Origin of the sequence: Amycolatopsis sp. NBC_01307 (assembly GCF_035975215.1) — a bacterium.
Lineage (GTDB): Bacteria > Actinomycetota > Actinomycetes > Mycobacteriales > Pseudonocardiaceae > Amycolatopsis.
This window is the reverse complement of sequence record NZ_CP108403.1, coordinates 8,240,113-8,260,272: the sequence shown is the minus strand read 5'-3', so window position 1 is coordinate 8,260,272 and position 20,160 is coordinate 8,240,113. Positions and strand designations below refer to the sequence as shown.

Here is a 20,160-nt window from a genome sequence, read left to right as displayed (position 1 = left end):
ATGGGCGGCTACCGCGCGTCGAGGTGCTCGACGAGCAACGTCGTGACGGACTCCGGCGCCTCCTCAGGCGCCCAGTGCGTGACGTCTTCGAGCATCTCGAAGCGGTAGGGCCCGGTGACCCAGTTGCCGGTGTCGAGCGCGGCGGTCGAGCCGAACGAGACGTCCTCGGTGCTCCAGATGTAGAGCGTCGGCAGGTCGATCTTGCCGATCTTCCCGCCGGGCCGGCCCGCGCGGTACCAGTTGAGCGCGGCGGTGAGCGCTCCCGGCTCGGACAGCCGCCGGATGTACTCGTCGACCTTGCTCGGCGACACCCGCCGCTCGAACATGTCCCGCAACGCCCGGCCGTCGTTCTCGAGCATCCGCCGCTCGGTGACGCGCGTCTGCCGCCACTCGGTCATGTACTGGGTCCGCAGGTACTGGTCCTCGTCGGCCTTCATCGCGGCGGAGAGCGCGGCGGGGTGCGGCGTCGAGACCACGGCCAGGCTGCGCAGCCGTTCGGGGTGCGCGTCGGCGGTCCACCAGGCGACGGCCCCACCCCAGTCGTGCCCGACGAGGTCGAACTTCCCCCACCCGAACCGATCGGCGATCGCGATCACGTCCCCGACGAGGTGATCGATCCGGTAATCGGCGGCCGGTTCGGGCCGCACCCCGGGCGAATACCCCCGCTGATCGGGCGCGACGGCCCGATAGCCGAGCACCCCGAGGGTCGCGACCTGGTGCTCCCACTCGACGGCGGCTTCGGGAAACCCGTGCAACAGCATCACGGGCCGCCCGTCTTCGGGCCCGGCGGCAATGGCGTCGAAGGAACCGGCTTCGGTGGTGACGCTGATGTGGTCGATCACGGTTCCGAATCTACTTCGGCCGAGTTGAGCGTGACGACGGCACTGCCAGGTCCCAGCGAGTCGGTTCCGATGAGTTCGATGTGGGTGCTCACCTCGACGCGCAGCCCGGAGTGCCCGGCGAGCGGCCGCAGGTCCAGCGGACCCGACCCGGTCACCCGCAGCGCTTCGAGTTCGTGGAGATCGGCCAGCGGTGCCAGGTCGGGCACCGTGCGGAGCGCCCGCAGCCGCAGCGTCCGCAGCCGGCTCAGCCCGGACAGCATCGACAGGTCGGTCAGCTCGACGCCGGTGAGATCGAGCAAGCGCAGCTCGGTCAGCTCGCCGATCGGGGCCGGGTCGACGGCCGGGCAGGCGATCAGCCGCAGCCGGCCCAGCCGGTCGGCCCACCGGCGCAGCAGCGACACGTCCCTGAGCGCCTGACAACCCTGGAAGCTGAGGGAAACCGGCGCGGTCAGGAACGCCAGCGGCGTCAGGTCGGTCAGCCCGAAGACGTTGCCGAGCGACAGCGATCGCAGGCCGGTCAGCGCCGTGAGGTCGGCCAGGCGCGCCGGGTCGTCGATCCAGGTCAGCTGGAGGTCCTTCAGCCGGGGCAGGCTCGCCAGCGCCGCCCAGCCGTGGGTTTCGATCCGGGCCTCGATCGAAGTCAGCCCGCGCACCTCGGCGAGCGGGGCGAGGTCGATCGACTGCGGGAGTGGCGGTCCGGTCAGCGCGAGCTGCTTCAGGCCCGTGCCGGCCAGCGCCGGCAGGTCGTACCCGGCGAGGTCCGAGACCCCGAGCACCTTCAGCCGGGGCAGGTCGCGAACGAAGTCCAGCCGGCCGTAACCGTCGCCGAACTCGCACCGCAGCCCCACGAGCCGGCGCAAGTGCTTCAGGTTCGCCGACATCGCCGGGTCGCGGACGCTGACAAAACCGTCCACCAGCGGGGACTCCGCGAGCACCCGCTCGGCGTACTCCTCGGGATCGAACTTGTCCCACGCCGCAATCAGCGTCGAGGCGACGTTCGGATCCTCGCTCCCGGCGTACCGGGCGAGGAGATCGAGGGCCGCGGCGCCACCGACGAGCGCGACCGCGTTCAGCAGGAACGGGACCTCGGCGGGCTCGGGTTCGCAGGTGGCGAGGAGGTCGAGGACGAACTCGCCGGCCGCCGCCAGCGCCGCCGCCTCCTCGGTGGACTTCGGCGGGATCAGGGTGCTCGCGCGGTCCTCGATCTCGTTGCGCAGCCGCTCGTTCAGCTCCGGCGACGTCTCCAGGCAAGCCAGTGCCACCAAGTCGAGCTTCAGCCGCTGCGCCTCGTCGGCGTCCCAGGTGAGCAACCCGTCCAGGAGGCTTTCGCGCTGCGCGGGATGCGCGTGGCCCGCCGCCATCACGACCACCTCGCGCCACTCGTCCCAGTATGCGTTGGCGATCAGGATGCCGATGTCGTCCTCTTCGACGGCCGCCTGGGCCGCCAGGTACTCCTGGAACGTCCGGTGCACGAAGTCGATGCGGCCCGGCACCGGCTGGCGCAGCACGCCGCCGCGGTCGAGGAGGTGGCGGAACACCGTGCGCGGGGTGACGTCGATCTGGCCCATCGACCGCAGCTTCGCCGCGATGCGCGCCTCGGCGTCGGCGATCGAGGTGTCCGTGTGGCCGTTGCGCACGAGCCAATAAGCTATGTGCCGCAACAGAACCAGCTTCTCCGTCAACGAGAGCCGGATCGGCGACTCGATCCGCCGCTCGACGTCGCGGCTGTCGAGCAGCATGCGCAACGCGACCTCGTACAGCTCCATCCGGTTGTCCGGCAGCTGTCCGTTGCCCTCGTGGTGCAACGCGCAGAGCAGCGCGCACAGCAACGGGTTCTCGGCGAGCCGCCGCAACGCGCTGCGCGCGCCGATGGCCGTGATCAGGGCGTCACGCCGGTCGTCGAGGGGGTCGCCGGGCATGGCCGCGTGCCAGCGGGTGACGAACGTCCGGACGTCGCGCGGGGTCATCGGCTGGAGCCGGACCTCGGTGAACCCCTCGCCGTGCAGCCAGTCGGGAGCCACAGCGGCCGGTCGGGTGGTGACGACGTACCGGGCCCGCGGGAACGCGACGACGAGTTCGCGGAGCCAGTCCCGCACCTCGCGGCGGCGGTCGTCCGGCAGCTCGTCGAGGCCGTCGACGAGCAGCACGGCCCGGCCGCGGCGCAGCCGCTCCTGCACCCAGCCGCGCGGCATCTCGTCGGCGATGTGCCGGCCGACCTCGTCGAGGAACTGCTCCGGCGCCGGCAGCCGGGACCGGCTGAACCGCCGCAGCCGGACCAGGAACGGCTCCAGGCCGGCCCAGCCCTCGACGTCCTGCAGGCTCCGGCTCGCGCACTGCACGGCCAGCCACTGCAGCAGCGTCGTCTTCCCGGAACCGGCCTCACCGCGCAGCAAGATCCGCGACGTGTGCGGCAGGACGTGCTCGATCCGGTCGCCGGACACGCCGTCCTGGTCGGCGCTGACACTCAGGCTCAGGTAGGCGACCGACAGCGGGTACAGGCGCGTCGCGTCGGCCAGGCCCGCGCCGAACAGCGCCATCCGGTCGAGCGCCGTCACGACCTGACGGCGGAAGTCCGCGGCGAAGTCGTCCGGGTGCCGGCGTTCGGGGAGCGCGGCCAGCACGTTGCGGACCGTCTCGAGGATCTCCGTCTCCCGCTGGAGGATCTCGACGAGCGCACCCGGCTGGAACCGGGGCAGCGTGCTCGTGACCTGCACCAGGTACGCGCAGCACTCCCGGAGGACGCGCTGGTACAGCTCCACCGCGTCGGCCGACAGCAGGAACTCGCGCGGGACACCGGGGACGGTCCGGAGCAGCGAGCGGTACAGGAACGCGGCGTCGAGGTCGGTCGCGAACAGGTCGTCGTCGGTCAGCGCGGCACGGTCGAACGTCTCGCGCGCGGCGTCCACCGCGGCGGCCCGCTCGTGCTCCGGCAGCGCGCGGAACTCGACGTCGAGGAACGGCAGGAGGCGGTCGGCCACCCGCGACTCGAGGTTGGTGAACAGGAGCCGGAGCTTGCGGCGGTCGTTGAGCCCGGTGACCTGCTTCTCCAGCAGGTCGAAGACCTTGGCCGTGGCGTCGGCGGCGATCGGGCGGTCGCCGAGCCAGATCTTCGCCGCGGCCTTCACGACCGCCGTGGTCAACGCGATCGCCGAGGCTTCGAGGCTCACCTGTCGAGCCTAGCCGAGCACCTCCTCCGAAGTGGCCACCTTCACCAGCGGCCCGTACAGGCGCAGGATGTCCAGCGTCTTCGTGTGGCTCTCGTCGTCCACCCCCGCGCACGCGTCCGAGACGACTGTGACCGCGACGCCCGCGTCCACCGCCGCCAAGGCCGTCGACAACACGCAGCAGTCCGTCGACACCCCCGCCAGCACCAGGCGCGCGCCGCCCACCCGGGTCGCCAGGCGTGGGTTCCACTTGCCGAACGTGGTCGCGTCCACAGTGGACGCTGGCTGGAACTCGGGGATCACTTGGTACAACGGCGACTCCGGTGGTTGCAACGCGAACGGCCACCGCGCGTAGTACTGCTTCCACGCGCCCTCCGGGCGAGCCGGCGCGATGAACCGGGTGAACACGACGTCGTCGCCGAACGCCTTCACCAGGCGGTGGATTCGCGGCACCACCTCCGCGAAGCGCGGGGTGAACCACTCGCTCGCCGGGTCGGCGAAGATGTTCTGCAGGTCGATGACCGCCAGGATCGACTTCACGCCGCCTCCTGGGCGCGGATCCGCCGTTTTGTCGCCAGCGTGACGGCGAACCCGAGCACCAGCGCCACCAGCACGCCGAGGTTGGCGAACGCCCACGAGCCGTCGCGGCCGCCGAGGCCGAACGGTTCCAGCAGGTAACCCTGCCAGTTCAGCCAGCCCGCGGACGTGTTCGTCACCAGGCCCCAGCCGAGCGCCGTCGCGACCACGATCAGCGCGATCGGGCCGAACCGGACGTCTCCGTAGCGCCCCGCCCGGTCGAACAGGTCCTGCTCGGCGTAGTCGCGACGGCGCAGCAGGACGTCCGCCAGCATCACGCCGCACCAGGCCGCGACCGGGACGCCCAGCGTGACCAGGAAACCCTGGAACTGCCCGAGGAAACCGTCGCTGAAGAAGACGATGTAGACCGTGCCGAGCACCATGAGCACGCCGTCGACGAGCGCCGCGATCGGGCGCGGCACGCGCAGGCCGGCCGAGAGCAGCGCCAGCCCGGACGAGTAGATGTCCAGCACCGCGCCGCCGACCAGGCCCAGTACTGCGACGATCGCGAACGGCACCAGGAACCACAGCGGCAGCAACGTCGTCAGCGCGCCGATCGGGTCGAGGCCGATCGCTTTGCTCAGGTCGGTCGACGACCCGGCCAGCAGCAGCCCGAACACCAGCAGCACCAGCGGCGCGACCGACGCGCCGAACGTCGTCCAGCCGATCACGCCACGGCCGGACGCCGAGCGTGGCAGGTAACGCGAGTAGTCCGCGGCCGCGTTGACCCAGCCGAGGCCGAAGCCGGTCATCAGGAACACCAGCGCGCCGATCCACTGCTGCGCGGAGCCGGACGGCAGCGCGCTGACCGCGGCCCAGTGGACGTCACCCGCCACCAAGATCACGTAGACGATCGTGAGCACGCCGGTGATCCAGGTGATCCACGTCTGCAGCTTCATGATGGCGTCGAACCCGAGCACGCCGGCGCCGACGATCAGCACCGCGACCACGACCAGCGCGATCACGCTCGCCGCCGTGCCATCACCCCAGCCGAGCCGTTTGACGACGGTCCCGGTGGCCAGTGTCGCCAGCGCCGTGAGCACGGTTTCCCAGCCCACGGTGAGGATCCACGAGATCGCCGACGGCAGCCGGTTGCCGCGGACGCCGAAGGCCGCGCGCGAGAGCAGCATCGTCGGCGCGGACCCGCGTTTGCCCGCGATCGCGACGAACCCGCACAGCAGGAACGAGAAGACGATCCCGACGACGCCGGCGACCAGCGCCTGCCAGAACGAGATGCCGAACGCGAGCGTGAACGAGCCGTAGCTCAGCCCGAGCACCGAGACGTTCGCGCCGAACCACGGCCAGAACAGCCCGCGCGGGCTGCCGCGGCGCTCGGCGTCGTCGATCACGTCGAGGCCGTTGGTCTCCACCTTGAGCTTGCGTTCGGTCGTGGTCATGGCTCGTTCCTGGTCAGTAGGCGGTCGATCGCCGCCCGGTCCGGCGCGGTGGCCGGACCCCGGCGGGTCACCGAAAGCGCGGCCGCCGCGTTGGCGCGCACGGCGGCGTCGAGGAGGGTACTGCCGCGCAACAGCTCCGCGGCCAGCACGCCGCAATGCGTGTCGCCCGCGCCGTTGGTGTCCACGGCGTCCACGGGGAAGCCCGGGACCTCCGCGGTCCGGCCGTTTTCGTGGACGCGGCAACCCTTCGCGCCGTCGCGGACGACGGCAACCGAGGGCAGCTCGCCGAGGACCTCGGCTTCGCACGCGTTGCAGCTGAGAATGTCTACTATGGACAGTGTGTCACGGAGGGCTCCAAGATCAAGCTCGGCGATGAGTGGGCCGGGGTCGAACAGAATCCTCGAGCCGGGCAGATGAGGCAGCCAAGCGAAGAGAGCAGTTCGATTGATCTCGTGCAACAGACTGTACCCGGTGACGTAGACGACGTCGTCACTCTTTGGGTGGACATGATCGAGGAGTGCTGAGTACAGCCGTCCTTCGGCGCCGGTGCCGGTCGCGAAGGTGCGCTCACCGGTCGCGTCGACGAGCGCGACGACGACGCCGGTGTCCAGGTCCGGCGTCGGCTCGTGGGCCACCTGGATGCCTTCGTGCGCAAGGGCTTCGCGGGCGAGGTCGCCGAAGGCGCCGGTGCCGTGGCTGCCCGCGTACAGCACGCGGGCGCCGGAGCGCGCGGCCGCGGACATGACGTTGAAACCGCCGCCTGGCAGCAAGTTCGTCGAAGACGCCAGGACGTCGCCGCCCGGCGGTGGCAGCGTGGGCACCGCCATGACCAGGTCGATCACGACCTGTCCGGTGTGCACCAGCCGCCCGGTCACCGCGCGCGCCGTCTCAGGGTGAGGAGCTCGTCCACCAGCGGGCCGAGGTCGAGGTGGTTCACGGCGCGGACGGTCTCGGCGAGGTCCGCCGGGATGGCGTCGACGCCGTGCGCGGCGCCGAGCATGGCCCCGCAGATCGCCGCGACGGTGTCGGTGTCGCCGCCCAGCCCGGCGGCCAGGCGCAGCGCCGCGGCGGGGTCGTCACCCATGGCTTCGGCCAGCGCGAAAGCGGCCACGACGGACTCCTGCGACGCCACCGACGTCCCGATCACCTCGGCGACCGCGTCGGCGACGGCGTCGTGCGTCATGCCCCGCACCCAGCCGCGCGCCCAGTGGATCCGGGCGGCGATCTCGCCGCCGGCCGCCCAGTGCCCGCGTTCCCCGCCGACGACGGCCGCGCGCTCGCCGGCGTCGAGCGCTTCGGGCAGGCTCGCGCCGTCGACCCCGGCGGAGACGGCGGCCGCGACCGCCGCCGCGGCGGCGATGCCGAGGCTGGTGTTGTGGGTGACGCGCGCGGTCGCGACGACCGCGTCGACCAGGGCGTGCAGGTTCCCCGACGGCGTCGCGATGCCGACCGGCGTGACGCGCATGGCGGCGCCGTTGGTGGTCCCGGTGCGGCCGGCTTCGTCGGCCGGGACGCCGTCCTGGAGGCGGGAGAGCGCGCGCTTCGTCGACGGGCCGAGCAGGTCCGCCGAGCCGCGGCGGACCATGTCCGCCTCCCAGATCAGCAGGGCGTCGGCGAAGACCCGCGGGTCGACGGTGCCGCGGCCGTCGATGAGCAGCCGGGCCAGCAGGATGGCCTGCTCGGTGTCGTCGGTGATCGAGCCGGCGGGCATCGACGGCGCGACCGGCTGCTCGGCGACGGCGGTGAGCAGCCCGGTGACCGGCCCGTAGGCGGCGGCGATGGCGGCGCGGGACATGGACTGCGTCGGCATCCCCAGCGCGTCGCCGACGGCGAGCCCGGTGAACGCGCCGAGCGCCCGGTCCCGCGCGGTCATCGGTGTCCGAAGGTGAGGTGGAACTGGAACCGGTCGGGGTCCAGGAGGCTGACGACGCGTTCGACGAGCCGGCCCTCGACGTCGACCGAGGTGCGCTCGGCGCGGAGGAAGAGCTCACCGATGGCGCGGCCGAGGAGTCCGGCGGCGCAGGCGTCGAGCCGTTCGGTGCTGATCCACTGGTCACCGCCGGTGGAGACCAGCCCGGCGGCTTCGAGCGTCTTGGTCAGGGAGTCCTCCCGGAGACCGGTCCCGGGGAGTTCGGCCAGCGGCCCGATCGCGGGCACGGTCGCCGTCTCGAGGGAGATCCCGCGCCCGTGTTCCCGCCGCACCCGCCGGACGGCGACGTAGCCGTCCAGTCCGAATTCCTCTTGCAGGGCTTGGTCTTCGACGGCTTCGATGCCGAGCAGCTCGGTGGTGACGGGCGCCCCGGCGTCGGCGAGCGCGCGGGCCCAGCCGAGCCGCTGGTCGAGCTGGACGCCGTCGAAGGTGACGAACGAGCCGACGCCGGCCTGAGTGGAGATGAGCTCGAGCTGCTGCAGTTCGGAGAGCGCGCTGCGGACGGTGCCGCGGCTGACCTGGTACTGCAGCGCGAGCTGGTTCTCGCCGGGCAGCCGATCGCCGTGGGCGAGCCGCCCGGACCGGATCAGGTCGGAGAGATCGCCGACCAGCTGCTCCCGCTTGGTGTACATGTACACACCTGTACACCCGTGGTTTCCGCAGGTCAAGCGGCGACGAGCGCGCGGTCGTCCGTCTTGGCCTCGTTCGCGACCATCTCGCCGGCCTCGGCGCTCATCGCCCCGGCCACGACCATGATCAGCGCGAAGGAGCCGATGAACAGGACGGTGCTCAGCCACACCATGGTCTCGACGGGCAGCGTGAAGGCACCGACGATCCGAGCCGCGCTCTCCAGCATGAAGCCGATGCCCCACACGAAGCTGGCGCGACGCAGGACGGTCTCGAACCGGCGGTTGCCGGTGAGGCGCTCCCAGGCGCCTTCGTGGTCGGCCTTGCCGTGGGTGAGGAACGGGCGCAGCGCCTTGGTCATGATCGGCTGCGCGCCGAACGCGGAGATCAGGATGACGAGCCCGGTGATCCCGCTGCCGATCGAGTCCTTGGCGATCATCATCCGCGCATCCCCGGCGACGAAGGTCAGCAGCATCCCGACGACGTTGGTCACCAGCACGACCAGCGCGAGACCGTTGAGCGTCCGGTCCTTGGCGAACTGGTAGAGCGTCCGCGCCAGGGGAACGACCCCGCTGAGGGCGAGCGACAGGAAGACACTGGCACCGAGCGAGTGGAGCCCGTAGTAAACGCCGGTCGGCAGAGCGATCTCGACGGCGAGCGTCTTGAGGAGCGAGGCGGGAGCGCTGGAGTTCGTCATGGGAAGAGCTTGTCGCGGCGGAGGGCTGGGGAAGGATGCCGTCCGCCACGACTTCGGGCTGACAGATGTCATGGTTCGCCGGTGTCTCCGAAGCCGTTGACTCGCTAGCATTCGAGCCCACGGCTTCGACGACGGCAGGTGACAGTGAATCCCTGGGTACAGGCCGGCCTGTCCCTGCTCGCCGGTGTGCTGACCGCAGGTGCGGCCGTGGTGGGAGTCCGCTTCTCGGTCCGCGGCAACGACCGGGCCACCGAGCAGCGTGAGCTCGCGGCTCGCCGCGAAGAGTGGTGGCGGCGCTTCGTGTGGGCGTCGGAACTCGCTCTCGACGACCAGCCGGCCAAACGGGTCGTCGGCTTGAAGCTGCTGGCCAAGCTCGCGCAGTCCGAGCTGGCTCAGCGCGACGAGTGCCTGTTGCTCGACGTCTTCCAGGGGCGTGTACTGGACAAGCTGCTCGACGATCTCGCTGAGCCGGAGTGAATCCGATGGACATCACGGAGGAGCACATCGCGGCCGCCCAGCTGCGCGTGGTGCTGGACGAAAAGCTGGGGCGGCCGACGCCGGAACAGGTTCGCCGGCTCGCTTCGACGTCCTTCACCTTGTCGGCTACGTCGAAGTTCGCGTCTTCGATCGTGTCTGCGGCCGGAGGCGGGGGAGTTTCCGGCCTCGTCACCGCTCTGCGGGGAATCGCCGAGCTGGCGGGTGAGGGCGGTGCCGTGACCCGCGACCGGCTGGCGGAGTTCACCTCGCCCGACGAGCAGGTGGCGGACGCGGTGATCTACGACCTGCGCCGAACCGGCCTGGTCCACGGCGATGCGGTGACCGGATTCAGCCTGACGCCGGCGGGGTGGCGGGTTCAGGCGGATCTGCGGGGCGTCGAGAACGACCTGGACGTCACGTTGCCGACCTGGACGGACGAAGCCGCGTTGGACGGCCTCGCCACCGAGTTGTCCGGTCGATTGGAAGCGCTGGAGACCTGGACCATCCTGCGGCAGGGCGAGCACGGGCTGCGCATCGTCGACCTTTCGGCTCCGGGCGTCGAGGCCGTCCTGGGGGTCCTCACGAGCTGGGCGTCCCGAAATCGCGAGGGGACAGTGCGAGTGCGCCGCGGCGACCGGACCGCCGAGCTGCGGGCCGGCCAGGAGTCAGACGTCGCCGCGCTGATCTCGGAGCTGGTGCGCCCTTAGCCGCCGGAGTGCATGTCTTCCGTTTCCGGGACGCAGTCGTCGTCCGGGTCGTTCAGCCAGCCGTGGGGGAGCGTCACCTTGCCCGGCGAACCCTGACGGCCACGCGGGCCGTCGGCGTTCGCTGGGAACGGGGCGTCGTGGTCCAGCTTGCCGATCAGGTCGTCCAGTTCCGGTAAGCCCGACACCATCGCGAACCCGCGGCGCAGTTCCGCACCGACCGGGAAGTTCATGAAGTACCAGGCCATGTGCTTGCGCAGGTCGCGCAGGGCCTTGGTTTCGCCGTCGTGCTGGATGAGCAGCTCGGCGTGGCGGCGCAGGACCTGCGCGACCTCGCCGAGGTTGGGCGGGGTCGGCAGCGGGCGGCCGGCGAAGGCCGCCTCCAGCTCGCCGAACAGCCACGGGCGGCCCAGGCAGCCGCGGCCGACTACGACGCCGTCGCAACCCGTTTCCGCGACCATGCGCAGGGCGTCGGCAGCGGAGAAGATGTCGCCGTTGCCCAGCACCGGGATGGTGGTGACCGCTTCCTTCAGCGCCGCGATCTTGGTCCAGTCGGCCTGGCCCGAGTAGCGCTGCGCCGCGGTGCGCGCGTGCAGGCTGACGGCCGCCGCGCCTTCGGCTTCCGCGATGCGGCCGGCGTCGAGGTAGGTCAGGTGGTCGTCGTCGATGCCGACGCGGAACTTCACGGTGAAGGGGACGTCGCCGGCGGCGGCCGCGGACTCGCGCACGATGTCGGCGAACAGCTTCCGCTTGAACGGCAGCGCCGCCCCGCCGCCCTTGCGCGTCACCTTCGCGACCGGGCAGCCGAAGTTGGAGTCGATGTGGTCGGCGAGCCCCTCGCCGACGATGATCCGGACGGCTTCGGCCATGGTCTTCGGGTCGACGCCGTAGAGCTGCATGGACCGGGGCTTTTCGTGCTCGCCGAAGGTCATCATGTGCATGGTCCCGGGGTGCCGTTCGACGACGGCCCGCGCGGTGATCATCTCGCACACGTAGATCCCCGCGCCGTACTCGGCGCACAGCTGCCGGAAGGCGACGTTGGTGATCCCGGCCATGGGTGCGAGCACGACCGGCGGATCGACCTCGTACGGGCCGATCTTCAGGGCGGGCTTGCTCAGGGTGGCGGTCACGTCCTCCATTGTCGCTTGTGGTGTCGGTCACGTCGACCAGGGGCCGGAAGCACCGCGCGCCTTCACGCGGCAGACCCGCTCCACTACGCTGGGTGCGCTGATGCCCGAGGTCGCGGACCTCGCACTGGAGAACCGGCGGTACCGGTCGTCGTCGCGCACGGGCGGGCGCTGCTCGAAGAGAACGACCGGACGCGGTTCATCGCCGGCGTCGTCGCCCGCAAGCCCTGACGCGCTACTCCGCCGCGAGCGCCTGCGCCGCGCGGAGGAACGCCGCCCGGTCGGCCGCGGGCAGCCGCGCCAGCAAGCGTTCTTCCTTGGCCTGGATCCGGTTCTGCGCGGCCCGCCGCCGCTCCCGGCCCGCCTCGGTGATCGCCAGCAGGCGGACGCGGCGGTCGGCCGGGTCCGGCTCGCGGCTGATCAGCCCCGCGTCCTGCAGCTCGTCGAGCGTGCCGATGATCCGCGTCTTGTCGGCGCCGATCGCCTGGGCGAGCGCCGCCTGGGTGCGCACCGGGCTGTCGTCGAGCGCGCTGAGCACGACGTAACCCCACATGCTCAGCCGGTGCTCCTCGAGCACCGGTGTCTCCAGCGCGACCAGGCTGCGCACCAGTCCGCCGAGCATCGCCGCGAGATCCGGTCGCTCCGCCATGCGCTGACCCTAGCCGCTTGACAGATGATAAGCGTGCGTAGACGATATGCGTATGCTTATCAATGAACTTGACGCCGTCGCCACCCGGACCAGCCTCGATCTCGTCGCCCGCAGCACGCCGGCCGACTTCGCCAAGCCGACGCCGTGCGCGGCCTGGACCCTGTACGGCCTCGTGGCCCACATGACCACCCAGAACCTCGGGTTCGCCGCCGCGGCGAGCGGTGACGGCGACCTCGGCCGCTGGAAGCTCGTCTCCCTCGGCGACGACCCGGTCGCCACCTACCGCGACTCCGTGGAGCAGGTCCTGGACGCCTTCGCGGCCATCGACCGCGAGGAGATCCCGCTGCCGGAGTTCAGCGCCGAGGTCACCTTCCGCCCGGAGCAGGTGCTCGGCTTCCACTTCGTCGACTACGTCGTGCACTCCTGGGACGTGGCGCGCACGCTCGGCCTGCCGGTCCGCTTCGACCAGGACGTCCTGGACGCCGCGCTGCGCATCACCGCGTCCGTCCCGGGTGGACAGTCCCGGCTCGCGCCCGGTGCGGCCTTCGGACCGGCCGTCGACGCGGGCGAGCTGTCCGGTTTGGACCGCGTCGTCGCGCTGCTCGGACGTTCGCCGAAGTGGCCGGAGGACCTAGAGTCGGTGGCATGACGACCACACCCCTGCGCTGGGGAATCATGGGCACCGGCGGGATCGCGAGCGCTTTCGCGGAAGACCTGGAGCTGACGGGCTCCGGCGTTGTCGCCGCCGTCGGGTCGCGCACGGCCGAGAGCGCGGCCGCCTTCGCCGACCGGCTCGGCGTCGAAACCCGGCACAGCAGCTACGAAGCCCTCGCGAACGATCCTGACATCGATGTCGTCTACGTCGCGACGCCGCACCCGCTGCACCACGGCAACGCGCGGCTCGCGCTCGAAGCCGGCAAGCCCGTGCTCGTCGAGAAGCCGTTCACCATGAACGCCGAGGAGGCGCGGGACCTCGTCGCGCTGGCCCGGGAGCGCGGCCTCTTCCTGATGGAGGCGATGTGGACGCGCTTCCTGCCGCACATCCGGCACGTCCGGGAGCTGCTGCCGCGGCTCGGCGACGTCGTCACGGTCACCGCCGACCACGGCCAGTGGTTCGCCGAGGACCCGGCCTTCCGGCTGTTCGCGCCGGAACTGGGCGGCGGCGCCCGGCTGGACCTGGGGATCTACCCGGTTTCGTTCGCGTCGATGATCCTCGGCGCGCCCGACCGCGTCCTCAGCATGGTCGCGCCCGCGTTCACCGGCGTCGACGCGCAGACGTCGATGCTGTTCGGCTACGCCGGTGGCGCGCAGGCCGTGCTGAGCTGCACGTTGCGCGCGGTCTCGCCGACCTCGGCGACGATCGTCGGCACGGACGCGCGGATCGAGATCGAGGGCCCGTTCTACGCGCCCGCGTCGTTCACGCTCATCCCGCGCGAAGGCGACCGGAGCCGCTTCGAGTACGTCGACGAGGGCCGCGGCCTGCGGCACCAGGCCGACGAGGTGGCGCTGCGGCTGGCCGCCGGGGAGACCGAGAGCCCGCACATGCCGCTCGACGAGACGGTCTCGATCATGACCACGATGGACCGGGTGGTGGCCGCGACCAGGACGTGACCGGGGTTTGAGTAGTGCTACGGATCCGCAGGTGGGGGCCGGTGCGTGACGCTGTCCGGTATGACCACCGAAGCGAATGTGCTCCTCCGGCTCGCCGGCGAGATCGACGACCTGGGGCGTCGGCTCGCAGTGGTGGGTTCCGAACTGCGGACCGCCCAGGGCGAGCCGAAGCCGACCGAAGCGCCGAAGCCTGCTGAAGCGCCGAAGCAGGCCGAAGCGCAGAAGCCTGCTGAAGCGCCGAAGCAGGCTGAGCAGCCGAAACCGCAACCGCAGCAGGCACCGAAGCCGCAGGCCGTGCCGCCGCATCCCCAACCTCAACCCCAGCCCCAGATGCCGCCGCCGTGGCCGCCGCAGTACCAGTGGCAGCCGCCCCAGCCGCCGCCGCAGCAGCGGTACTTCACGCCGCAGCCGCCGTACCAGCCCGTGCCGCGTCAGACGCTGGGCGAGAAGCTCGGCAAGGAGGGCGCGGGCAGCCGGGTGCTGGCCTGGGTCGGCGGTGGCGTGACGCTGCTCGGCGTCGTCCTGCTGCTGGTCCTGGCCGTGCAGCGGGGCTGGCTCGGGCCGCTGCCGCGGGTGCTCATCGGCGCCGCCTTCGGGCTGGCGCTGACCGGCACCGGCGTGTGGCTGCACCGCAAGCCCGCCGGCCGCACCGGCGCGTTCGCGCTGGCCGCCACCGGCATCGCGACGCTCTACCTGGACGCCGTCGCGGCGACGTCGCTGTACGAGTACCTGCCGGTGCTCGCCGGGCTCGCGATCGGGCTGGCCATCACCGTCGGCGGGCTGCTCGTGGCCGTGCGCTGGGAATCGCCGCTGCTGGCTTCCGCCGTCGTCATCGGCTGTGTCGTGTGCGCGCCGATGATCACCGGCGGCTTCACCGCGGAACTGGTCACCTTCCTGCTGATGGTCCAGCTCGCGACGACGCCGGTGCAGCTGCGCCGTGACTGGTCGTCGCTGACGCTGGCCGCCGGGATCCCGCCGCTGCTCGCGTCCGTGATCGCCACCGCGGTCGCGGGTTCGGGCGGTAGCTGGGCCACCACGGCCGCGGCGGCCGGCACCTCGGTCGTCGGGATCGCGCTCGCGCTGATCGTCCTGCGGCGCCGGGAAAACGACCCCGCCGCGCTTTCGGTGCTGGCGACGGCGGTCGTGCCGACGCTGGTCGCCGCGCTGCTGCTGCCGAAGGTCCAGGCCGTGCCGGTCGCGGCCGGGGCGGGCGTCGTGCTGCTCGCCGTGTGGGCCACGCGCAAGTTCTGGGGCGGGCTCGCCGGGCAGCTGGCCGGGCTCGCCGGGCTGCTGGCGATCCTGCAGGCGACGGTCACCCAGTTCGACGGCCCGGCCCGCGCCGGGGTGCTGCTGGGCGAGGCGCTGCTGCTCGTCGTGGCCGCGCTGGGCGGGCGCAACCGCCTCGCCCTCGGTGCCGCGCTCGGCTTCGCGACCCTCGGCGGCCTGATCGGCGTGTTCTTCGACGTGACGCCGGCGCTGCTGATCGTCTCGCGCCCGCGGTCGGCCGCCGACCTGGCCGGCGCGCTCGTGGTGTCACTGCTGATCCTCGCCGTGTCGATCGCGCTGCCGTGGGCGGCGGCGCGGCTGGAGATCTTCAAGGGCCCGTCCGACGACCTGCCCATCTGGCTGCTGGCCGGGATCGCGGCGCTGTACGGCGCCGGCGGGCTCGTGCTGAGCGGGTCGATGCTGGCGCTGCCCGGGCGCGCCGGGTTCCTGCTGGGCCACGCGCTGATCACGGTGTCCTGGACGGTCGCCGCGCTCGTCCTGCTGCTGCGCGGCATCGAGCTGGTCGCGCTGCGCGTGATCGGCTTGATCCTGGTCGGCGCCGCGGTGCTGAAGCTGGTGCTGTTCGACCTCTCGGCGCTGGACGGCCTCGCCCGCGTCGGCGCGTTCCTCGGCGCCGGGCTGGTGCTGCTGGCGGCCGGGTCGCGGTACGCGCGGCGCGTCGCCTCGCGCTGAGCGGGAAGAAATTGTCGGTGCCCCGTGGTTACCTGGATCACAAGTCCGACCGACCCAGGGGAGCACGAAGCCATGGCCGCACCGAAACTCGCCGACCGAGCCGGGGAACCGATCGGCTGGCTGACCACCGTGACGCCGAAGGGGCGGCCCGCGCCACGGCCGGTGTGGTTCGTGCTCGACGGCGACGACATCCTGGTGTTCAGCCGGCCGGACACCGCGAAGCTGCGGCACATCGAGGCGAACCCCGAGGTCACGCTGAACCTGAACAGCGATGACCACGGCGGTTCGATCCTCGTGGTGAACGGGAAGGCGCAGATCGAGGCGGGCAAGGCCTCGGAAGCGCCCGGGTACCTCGACAAGTACGGCTCCCGCTACAGCGCCATCGGCTTCGAGACGCCGGAAGCGTTCGACGCCGCGTACTCCGTCCGCATCCGCGTGGTGCCCGAGCGGTCCTGGGGGTTCTAGCGGAGTTCTAGAAGGCGACGTCCAGGCAGGCGAGGCGGGCGCCGGCGGTGCCCGCGTGACCCGGGTCGGTGTGCGTGTGGGTTTCGTGGACCACCACGGAGTGCGCCCGCCGCACGCCGAACGTCCAGTCCACAGTGGACCTGGCGAAGCCGGTGCCCAGCCGGTCGGTGGTGAAGTCGAGCCAGATCTCGTTGCGGGGGTTCGCGTACGCGGGGTCGACGGACGGCTTCACCGGGTCCGGCACGTGCTGGAAGTGCGGCCCGGCGGCGTCACCGGTGGCGCCGCACGGCTGGGCGTGCGCGTGGGCGCCGTAGGAGTGGCCCGGCAGCAGCCCGGTGACGACGAGGGAGGTCGTCGTGCCCGAGTGGGCGGCCGCGAGGCTGAACACGTGGGCCCGGGCGCCGAGCGGGACGAGGTCGGGGCGGTACGTCACCGCGTGCGCGCCGGGGGCGTACGCGGTGAACGTGCCGCCCGCGGTCACGGCGTGCACGGGTGACGCGCCGGCGACGCCGGGAACCAGGACAGCGAGGGCGGCGGCCACGACGACGGAGGGGAGAAGGCGCATGGTGCTTCTTAGCGGGCTTGCTCAGGGCGCCGCCATGATCGTCACGCCAACGAGTGACGCGCTTCTCAGAGGGTGGGCGTTGCCGGGGCCGCGTATCGTCCTCCCGTGCCCGAACACACCGGTGAAACCCGCAACCAGCAGCTGACGCGCAACGTCGGCGAGCTGCTGCAGGAGCTGCGGGTGGCGCAGGCCGGCGTGCAGATCCTCTTCGGCTTCCTGCTGTCGGTCGTCTTCACCGACCGGTTCCACAACGCCAGCGGCTTCGAGAAGTCGCTGCACCTGACCGCGGTGATGCTCTCGGTCGCGGCGACGGCGTTGCTGACCGCGCCCGCGGCGTGGCACCGGCTGCTGTTCCGCACGGGCAGCCGTGAGCGGATCCTGACCGTCGGCAACCGGTTCGTGCTGGTGGGGCTCGTCTGCCTGGCCCTGGCCATCACGTCGACCGTCGCGCTCATCGCGAAGGTGGTCTACGGCGAACCCGCGATGATCGTCGTCGCGGTGCTCACGCTGCTGATCTTCGGCGTGCTGTGGTTCGCCATCCCGTTCCGGCTGCACCCGACCGACGACGATCCGCTGGAGGACGCTCAGCCGACGGGCCCGCCCACGTAGAGCGTGTCCTCCTGGACGAAGCAGAGCGGGTTGCCGAACGGGTCGTCGGCGTAGAAGGAGCGTTCGCCCCAGAACTGCGTCGCGATGCTGTCGTCGAGCCACCGCGGCCCGGCGGCCCGCACCCGCTCGAAGACCGCGTCGACGTCGTCGACCGCGAGGTAGACGATCCGCGGGTCCCTGGCGGGCCGGGCTTCCCGGTGTTCGAGCGGCGCTTCGACGCAGGCGAGCACCACGCCGCCGCAGGTGAAGTAGTGCCGGTTGAGCGCGACCCGCTCGCCGGGGTCGCCGATGACCCGCGCGTAGAACGCGACCGCCGCCTCGATGTCGTCGACGGGCTGGATCAACCGGAACACCCGTGGACCGCTCATGCGTTGAGACAGTACCGGTGCTCATCCCGCGTCCGGCGGCAGTCGCCTGACCAGCGAGGCCGTGCGGACGAGTTCGCTCTTGACAGCGGGTGGAAAATAAAAAATCGACGTGCTCTCCGTAAAGAATGGGAGAATCCGCCGAATGTGTTGTCAGTCTAACCGCTGTGAGGGGAACTTGTCAAATCTGGGGTACGACGAGGAATTGCGGGCCGAACGCGCGTACACGGCCGAGCTGTACGCGCGTCTGGACCGTGAACGCGCGCAGGCGGCGGCCCGCTTTCGGGCCGCACTGGGGGAAACCGGGATCGCGCTGGTCGAGCGCGACGCCGACGTGCGCGTCCGGGCGCGCGAGACGGCACGGCTGAACGTCGTCGACAACGGGCTCTGCTTCGGCAGGCTCGACGCCGTTTCGGGAGAACGGAGTTACATCGGCCGGATCGGCATCTTCGACAGCGAAAACGACTACGAACCACTGCTGCTCGATTGGCGGGCGCCGGCGTCGCGCGCGTTCTACGTCGCGACGGCGGCGTCGCCGGAAGACATGCGGCGACGCCGCCAGTTCCACACGATGGGCCGCCGGATCGACGACTTCACCGACGAGGTGTTCGGCCGTCCCGGCGACCACGAGCGCGGTGACGCGGCCCTGCTGGCGGCCGTCAACGCGCCGCGGGGCGCGGGGATGCGCGACATCGTCGCGACGATCCAGGCCGAGCAGGACGAGATCATCCGCCTCGGCCACGCGGGTGTGCTGGTCGTCGAAGGCGGCCCCGGCACCGGCAAGACCGCGGTCGCGCTGCACCGGGTGGCCTACCTGCTCTACACCCAGCGCGAGCGGATGTCGCGCAGCGGCGTGCTGGTGGTCGGGCCGAGCCCGGTGTTCCTGGACCACATCGGCCGCGTGCTGCCCTCGCTCGGCGAGTCGGACGTCGTGTTCCTGACCACCGGCGGCCTCGTGCCGGGCCTGCGCGTCACCGCCGAGGACGCACCGGAGGTGGCGAAGCTCAAGGGCTCGCTGAAGATCCTCGACGTCCTCGCGGCGGCGGTCGCCGACCGGCAGAAGGTGCCCGACGAGCCGGTGCCGGTCGAGCTGGCCGACGTCACGGTCGAACTCGACGAGGACGTCGCCGACGAGGCGCGGACCGAGGCGCGGCGGACGGGACTGCCGCACAACGAGGCTCGCGCGGTGTTCCGCGAGACCGTCGCCCAGATCCTCACCGAGCGGGCGGTGGCGGAGATCGGTGCGGGCTGGCTGAGCCGGGAGGACGAAGGCGCGTGGGAGAACCTGCGCGCCGACGTCCGCGAAGAACTGGCGGAGCACGAAGAACTCGCCTCGGTGGTCGACGCGCTGTGGCCGTCGCTGACGCCGGAGACGCTGCTGGCGCCGTTGTACCTGTCCCCGCGCCGGCTCCGGGCCGCCGGGGCCGACCCGTCGCTGGCCCGCGCGGACGGCATGGCCTGGACGGTCTCGGACGTCCCGCTGCTCGACGAGCTGGCCGACCTGCTCGGCCGGGACGACGCCGCCGAACGCGCCGCCGCGAAGCGGCAGGCGGAGGCGGACGCCGAGTACGCCGGCGGCGTCATGGACCTCCTCAAACTGGACCGCGAGGAACTGGACGAAGACGTCCAGCTGGTCGCCACGGACCTGCTCTACGCCGAGGACCTCGCCGGCCGGTTCGCCGAGCGCGACACCCGTGACCTCGCCGAACGCGCGGTCGAGGACCGCGACTGGACGTACGGGCACGTCGTCGTCGACGAGGCGCAGGAACTGTCCGAAATGGACTGGCGGGTGCTGATGCGGCGGTGCCCGAGCCGGTCGTTCACGATCGTCGGCGACCTCGCGCAGCGGCGGTCGGCGGCCGGGGCGACGGCGTGGGCGCCGGTGCTCGCGCCGTACGTCCGCGACCGCTGGCTGTACCGGGAACTGACCGTGAACTACCGCACGCCGGCGGAGATCATGACCGTCGCCGGCAAGCTGCTCGCGGAGTTCGCGCCGGACGCGCGGCTGCCGGAGTCGGTGCGCGCGAGCGGGGTCCGGCCGTGGTCCAGACAAGTTGCGGAGGGCGACTTGCAAGGCGCCATCGACGAATTCGACCGCGACGAAGGCGGCCGGGAAGGCACGAGTGTCGTGATCGGCCCAGCGGGGGTGCCGGGCACGGTCCCGCCGTCGGCGACCAAGGGCCTCGAGTTCGACGCCGTTCTCGTCGTCGAGCCCGAGCGGATCCTGGCCGAAGGGCCGCGTGGCGCGGCCGAGCTGTACGTCGCCCTCACCCGCGCCACGCAGCGCCTCGGTGTCCTCTACCGGGACGCGCTGCCGTCGTCGCTGACCGGGCTCGCGGAGGCCGGCGTGCCGGTTTCCGCGGGGCACCGCCGGTTCCTGTAGCCGGACGGGGGTG

20 protein-coding genes are annotated in these 20,160 nt (G+C 71.7%); 8 read left to right on the top strand and 12 right to left on the bottom strand.

What is annotated here, in order from left to right:
- Positions 1-8 precede the first annotated feature (8 nt).
- The 8 genes from OG439_RS36380 to OG439_RS36345 are packed head-to-tail and all read right to left on the bottom strand — an operon-like array spanning position 9 to position 9,233.
- Positions 9-842: an alpha/beta fold hydrolase gene (locus tag OG439_RS36380; RefSeq protein ID WP_326945118.1), complete on the bottom strand. Its 834-nt coding sequence runs from the start codon at positions 840-842 to the stop codon at positions 9-11.
- The gene (locus OG439_RS36375) at positions 839-4,009 is read right to left on the bottom strand and encodes an NACHT domain-containing protein (protein WP_326945117.1); all 3,171 of its coding nucleotides are present in this window, start codon (positions 4,007-4,009) and stop codon (positions 839-841) included. The genes OG439_RS36380 and OG439_RS36375 overlap by 4 nt, the downstream gene beginning before the upstream one ends.
- 9 nt (positions 4,010-4,018) lie before the next feature.
- Positions 4,019-4,546, bottom strand: coding sequence for a cysteine hydrolase family protein (locus tag OG439_RS36370; protein ID WP_326945116.1), 528 nt, complete (start codon positions 4,544-4,546; stop codon positions 4,019-4,021).
- Entirely contained in the window at positions 4,543-5,979 is a 1,437-nt protein-coding gene (locus OG439_RS36365) for a purine-cytosine permease family protein (protein WP_326945115.1), read from the bottom strand. Before OG439_RS36365 ends, OG439_RS36370 begins: the two co-directional genes overlap by 4 nt.
- Entirely contained in the window at positions 5,976-6,854 is an 879-nt protein-coding gene (locus OG439_RS36360; RefSeq protein ID WP_326945114.1) for a PfkB family carbohydrate kinase, read from the bottom strand. Before OG439_RS36360 ends, OG439_RS36365 begins: the two co-directional genes overlap by 4 nt.
- Positions 6,851-7,852 (bottom strand): ADP-ribosylglycohydrolase family protein, encoded by a 1,002-nt coding sequence (locus OG439_RS36355; protein ID WP_326945113.1) that lies wholly within the window; start codon positions 7,850-7,852, stop codon positions 6,851-6,853. The genes OG439_RS36360 and OG439_RS36355 overlap by 4 nt, the downstream gene beginning before the upstream one ends.
- Positions 7,849-8,541 (bottom strand): GntR family transcriptional regulator, encoded by a 693-nt coding sequence (locus OG439_RS36350; RefSeq protein WP_326945112.1) that lies wholly within the window; start codon positions 8,539-8,541, stop codon positions 7,849-7,851. Before OG439_RS36350 ends, OG439_RS36355 begins: the two co-directional genes overlap by 4 nt.
- A 32-nt stretch (positions 8,542-8,573) precedes the next feature.
- Entirely contained in the window at positions 8,574-9,233 is a 660-nt protein-coding gene (locus tag OG439_RS36345; protein ID WP_326945111.1) for a VC0807 family protein, read from the bottom strand.
- 138 nt (positions 9,234-9,371) lie between these two features.
- On the opposite strand from OG439_RS36345, the gene OG439_RS36340 reads away from it, so the two are divergent.
- Both OG439_RS36340 and OG439_RS36335 read left to right on the top strand, forming a co-directional pair.
- Positions 9,372-9,710: a hypothetical protein gene (locus OG439_RS36340; RefSeq protein ID WP_326945110.1), complete on the top strand. Its 339-nt coding sequence runs from the start codon at positions 9,372-9,374 to the stop codon at positions 9,708-9,710.
- Between the two features lie 5 nt (positions 9,711-9,715).
- Positions 9,716-10,417, top strand: a complete 702-nt coding sequence (locus tag OG439_RS36335) for a hypothetical protein (RefSeq protein ID WP_326945109.1) — start codon at positions 9,716-9,718, stop codon at positions 10,415-10,417.
- On the opposite strand, the gene dusB is transcribed toward OG439_RS36335, so the two are convergent.
- Both dusB and OG439_RS36325 read right to left on the bottom strand, forming a co-directional pair.
- Positions 10,414-11,553 carry a tRNA dihydrouridine synthase DusB gene (gene dusB / locus OG439_RS36330; RefSeq protein ID WP_326945108.1) on the bottom strand — a complete coding sequence of 380 codons (1,140 nt, stop codon included), beginning with the start codon at positions 11,551-11,553 and terminating at the stop codon, positions 10,414-10,416. The two genes, OG439_RS36335 and dusB, sit on opposite strands and share 4 nt — an antisense overlap.
- A 223-nt stretch (positions 11,554-11,776) precedes the next feature.
- Positions 11,777-12,190 carry a MarR family winged helix-turn-helix transcriptional regulator gene (locus OG439_RS36325; protein WP_326945107.1) on the bottom strand — a complete coding sequence of 138 codons (414 nt, stop codon included), beginning with the start codon at positions 12,188-12,190 and terminating at the stop codon, positions 11,777-11,779.
- 52 nt (positions 12,191-12,242) lie between these two features.
- On the opposite strand from OG439_RS36325, the gene OG439_RS36320 reads away from it, so the two are divergent.
- The 4 genes from OG439_RS36320 to OG439_RS36305 all read left to right on the top strand — a co-directional run bounded on the left by OG439_RS36320 (position 12,243) and on the right by OG439_RS36305 (position 16,225).
- Positions 12,243-12,839: a TIGR03086 family metal-binding protein gene (locus OG439_RS36320; RefSeq protein ID WP_326945106.1), complete on the top strand. Its 597-nt coding sequence runs from the start codon at positions 12,243-12,245 to the stop codon at positions 12,837-12,839.
- Entirely contained in the window at positions 12,836-13,801 is a 966-nt protein-coding gene (locus OG439_RS36315; protein ID WP_326945105.1) for a Gfo/Idh/MocA family protein, read from the top strand. Before OG439_RS36320 ends, OG439_RS36315 begins: the two co-directional genes overlap by 4 nt.
- A 60-nt stretch (positions 13,802-13,861) precedes the next feature.
- Positions 13,862-15,760 (top strand): DUF2339 domain-containing protein, encoded by a 1,899-nt coding sequence (locus tag OG439_RS36310; protein ID WP_326945104.1) that lies wholly within the window; start codon positions 13,862-13,864, stop codon positions 15,758-15,760.
- A gap of 72 nt (positions 15,761-15,832) precedes the next feature.
- Complete coding sequence (locus OG439_RS36305) at positions 15,833-16,225, top strand: TIGR03667 family PPOX class F420-dependent oxidoreductase (RefSeq protein WP_247059063.1); 393 nt, start codon at positions 15,833-15,835, stop codon at positions 16,223-16,225.
- 7 nt (positions 16,226-16,232) lie between these two features.
- Here the strand turns inward: OG439_RS36305 and OG439_RS36300 are convergent, their stop codons facing one another.
- Positions 16,233-16,790 carry a superoxide dismutase gene (locus OG439_RS36300; RefSeq protein ID WP_326945103.1) on the bottom strand — a complete coding sequence of 186 codons (558 nt, stop codon included), beginning with the start codon at positions 16,788-16,790 and terminating at the stop codon, positions 16,233-16,235.
- Positions 16,791-16,895: 105 nt separating this feature from the next.
- Between OG439_RS36300 and OG439_RS36295 the strand changes: the two genes are divergently transcribed.
- On the top strand, positions 16,896-17,399 hold the full coding sequence (locus OG439_RS36295) for a DUF6328 family protein (protein WP_326945102.1): 504 nt from the start codon (positions 16,896-16,898) through the stop codon (positions 17,397-17,399).
- Here OG439_RS36295 and OG439_RS36290 read toward each other — a convergent pair.
- Positions 17,375-17,767 (bottom strand): VOC family protein, encoded by a 393-nt coding sequence (locus OG439_RS36290; protein WP_247059057.1) that lies wholly within the window; start codon positions 17,765-17,767, stop codon positions 17,375-17,377. The genes OG439_RS36295 and OG439_RS36290 overlap by 25 nt on opposite strands.
- Positions 17,768-17,942: 175 nt before the next feature.
- Here OG439_RS36290 and helR point away from each other — a divergent pair, with 175 nt between their 5' ends.
- Complete coding sequence (gene helR / locus OG439_RS36285; RefSeq protein ID WP_326945101.1) at positions 17,943-20,147, top strand: RNA polymerase recycling motor ATPase HelR; 2,205 nt, start codon at positions 17,943-17,945, stop codon at positions 20,145-20,147.
- The last annotated feature ends 13 nt before the right edge of the window (positions 20,148-20,160 follow it).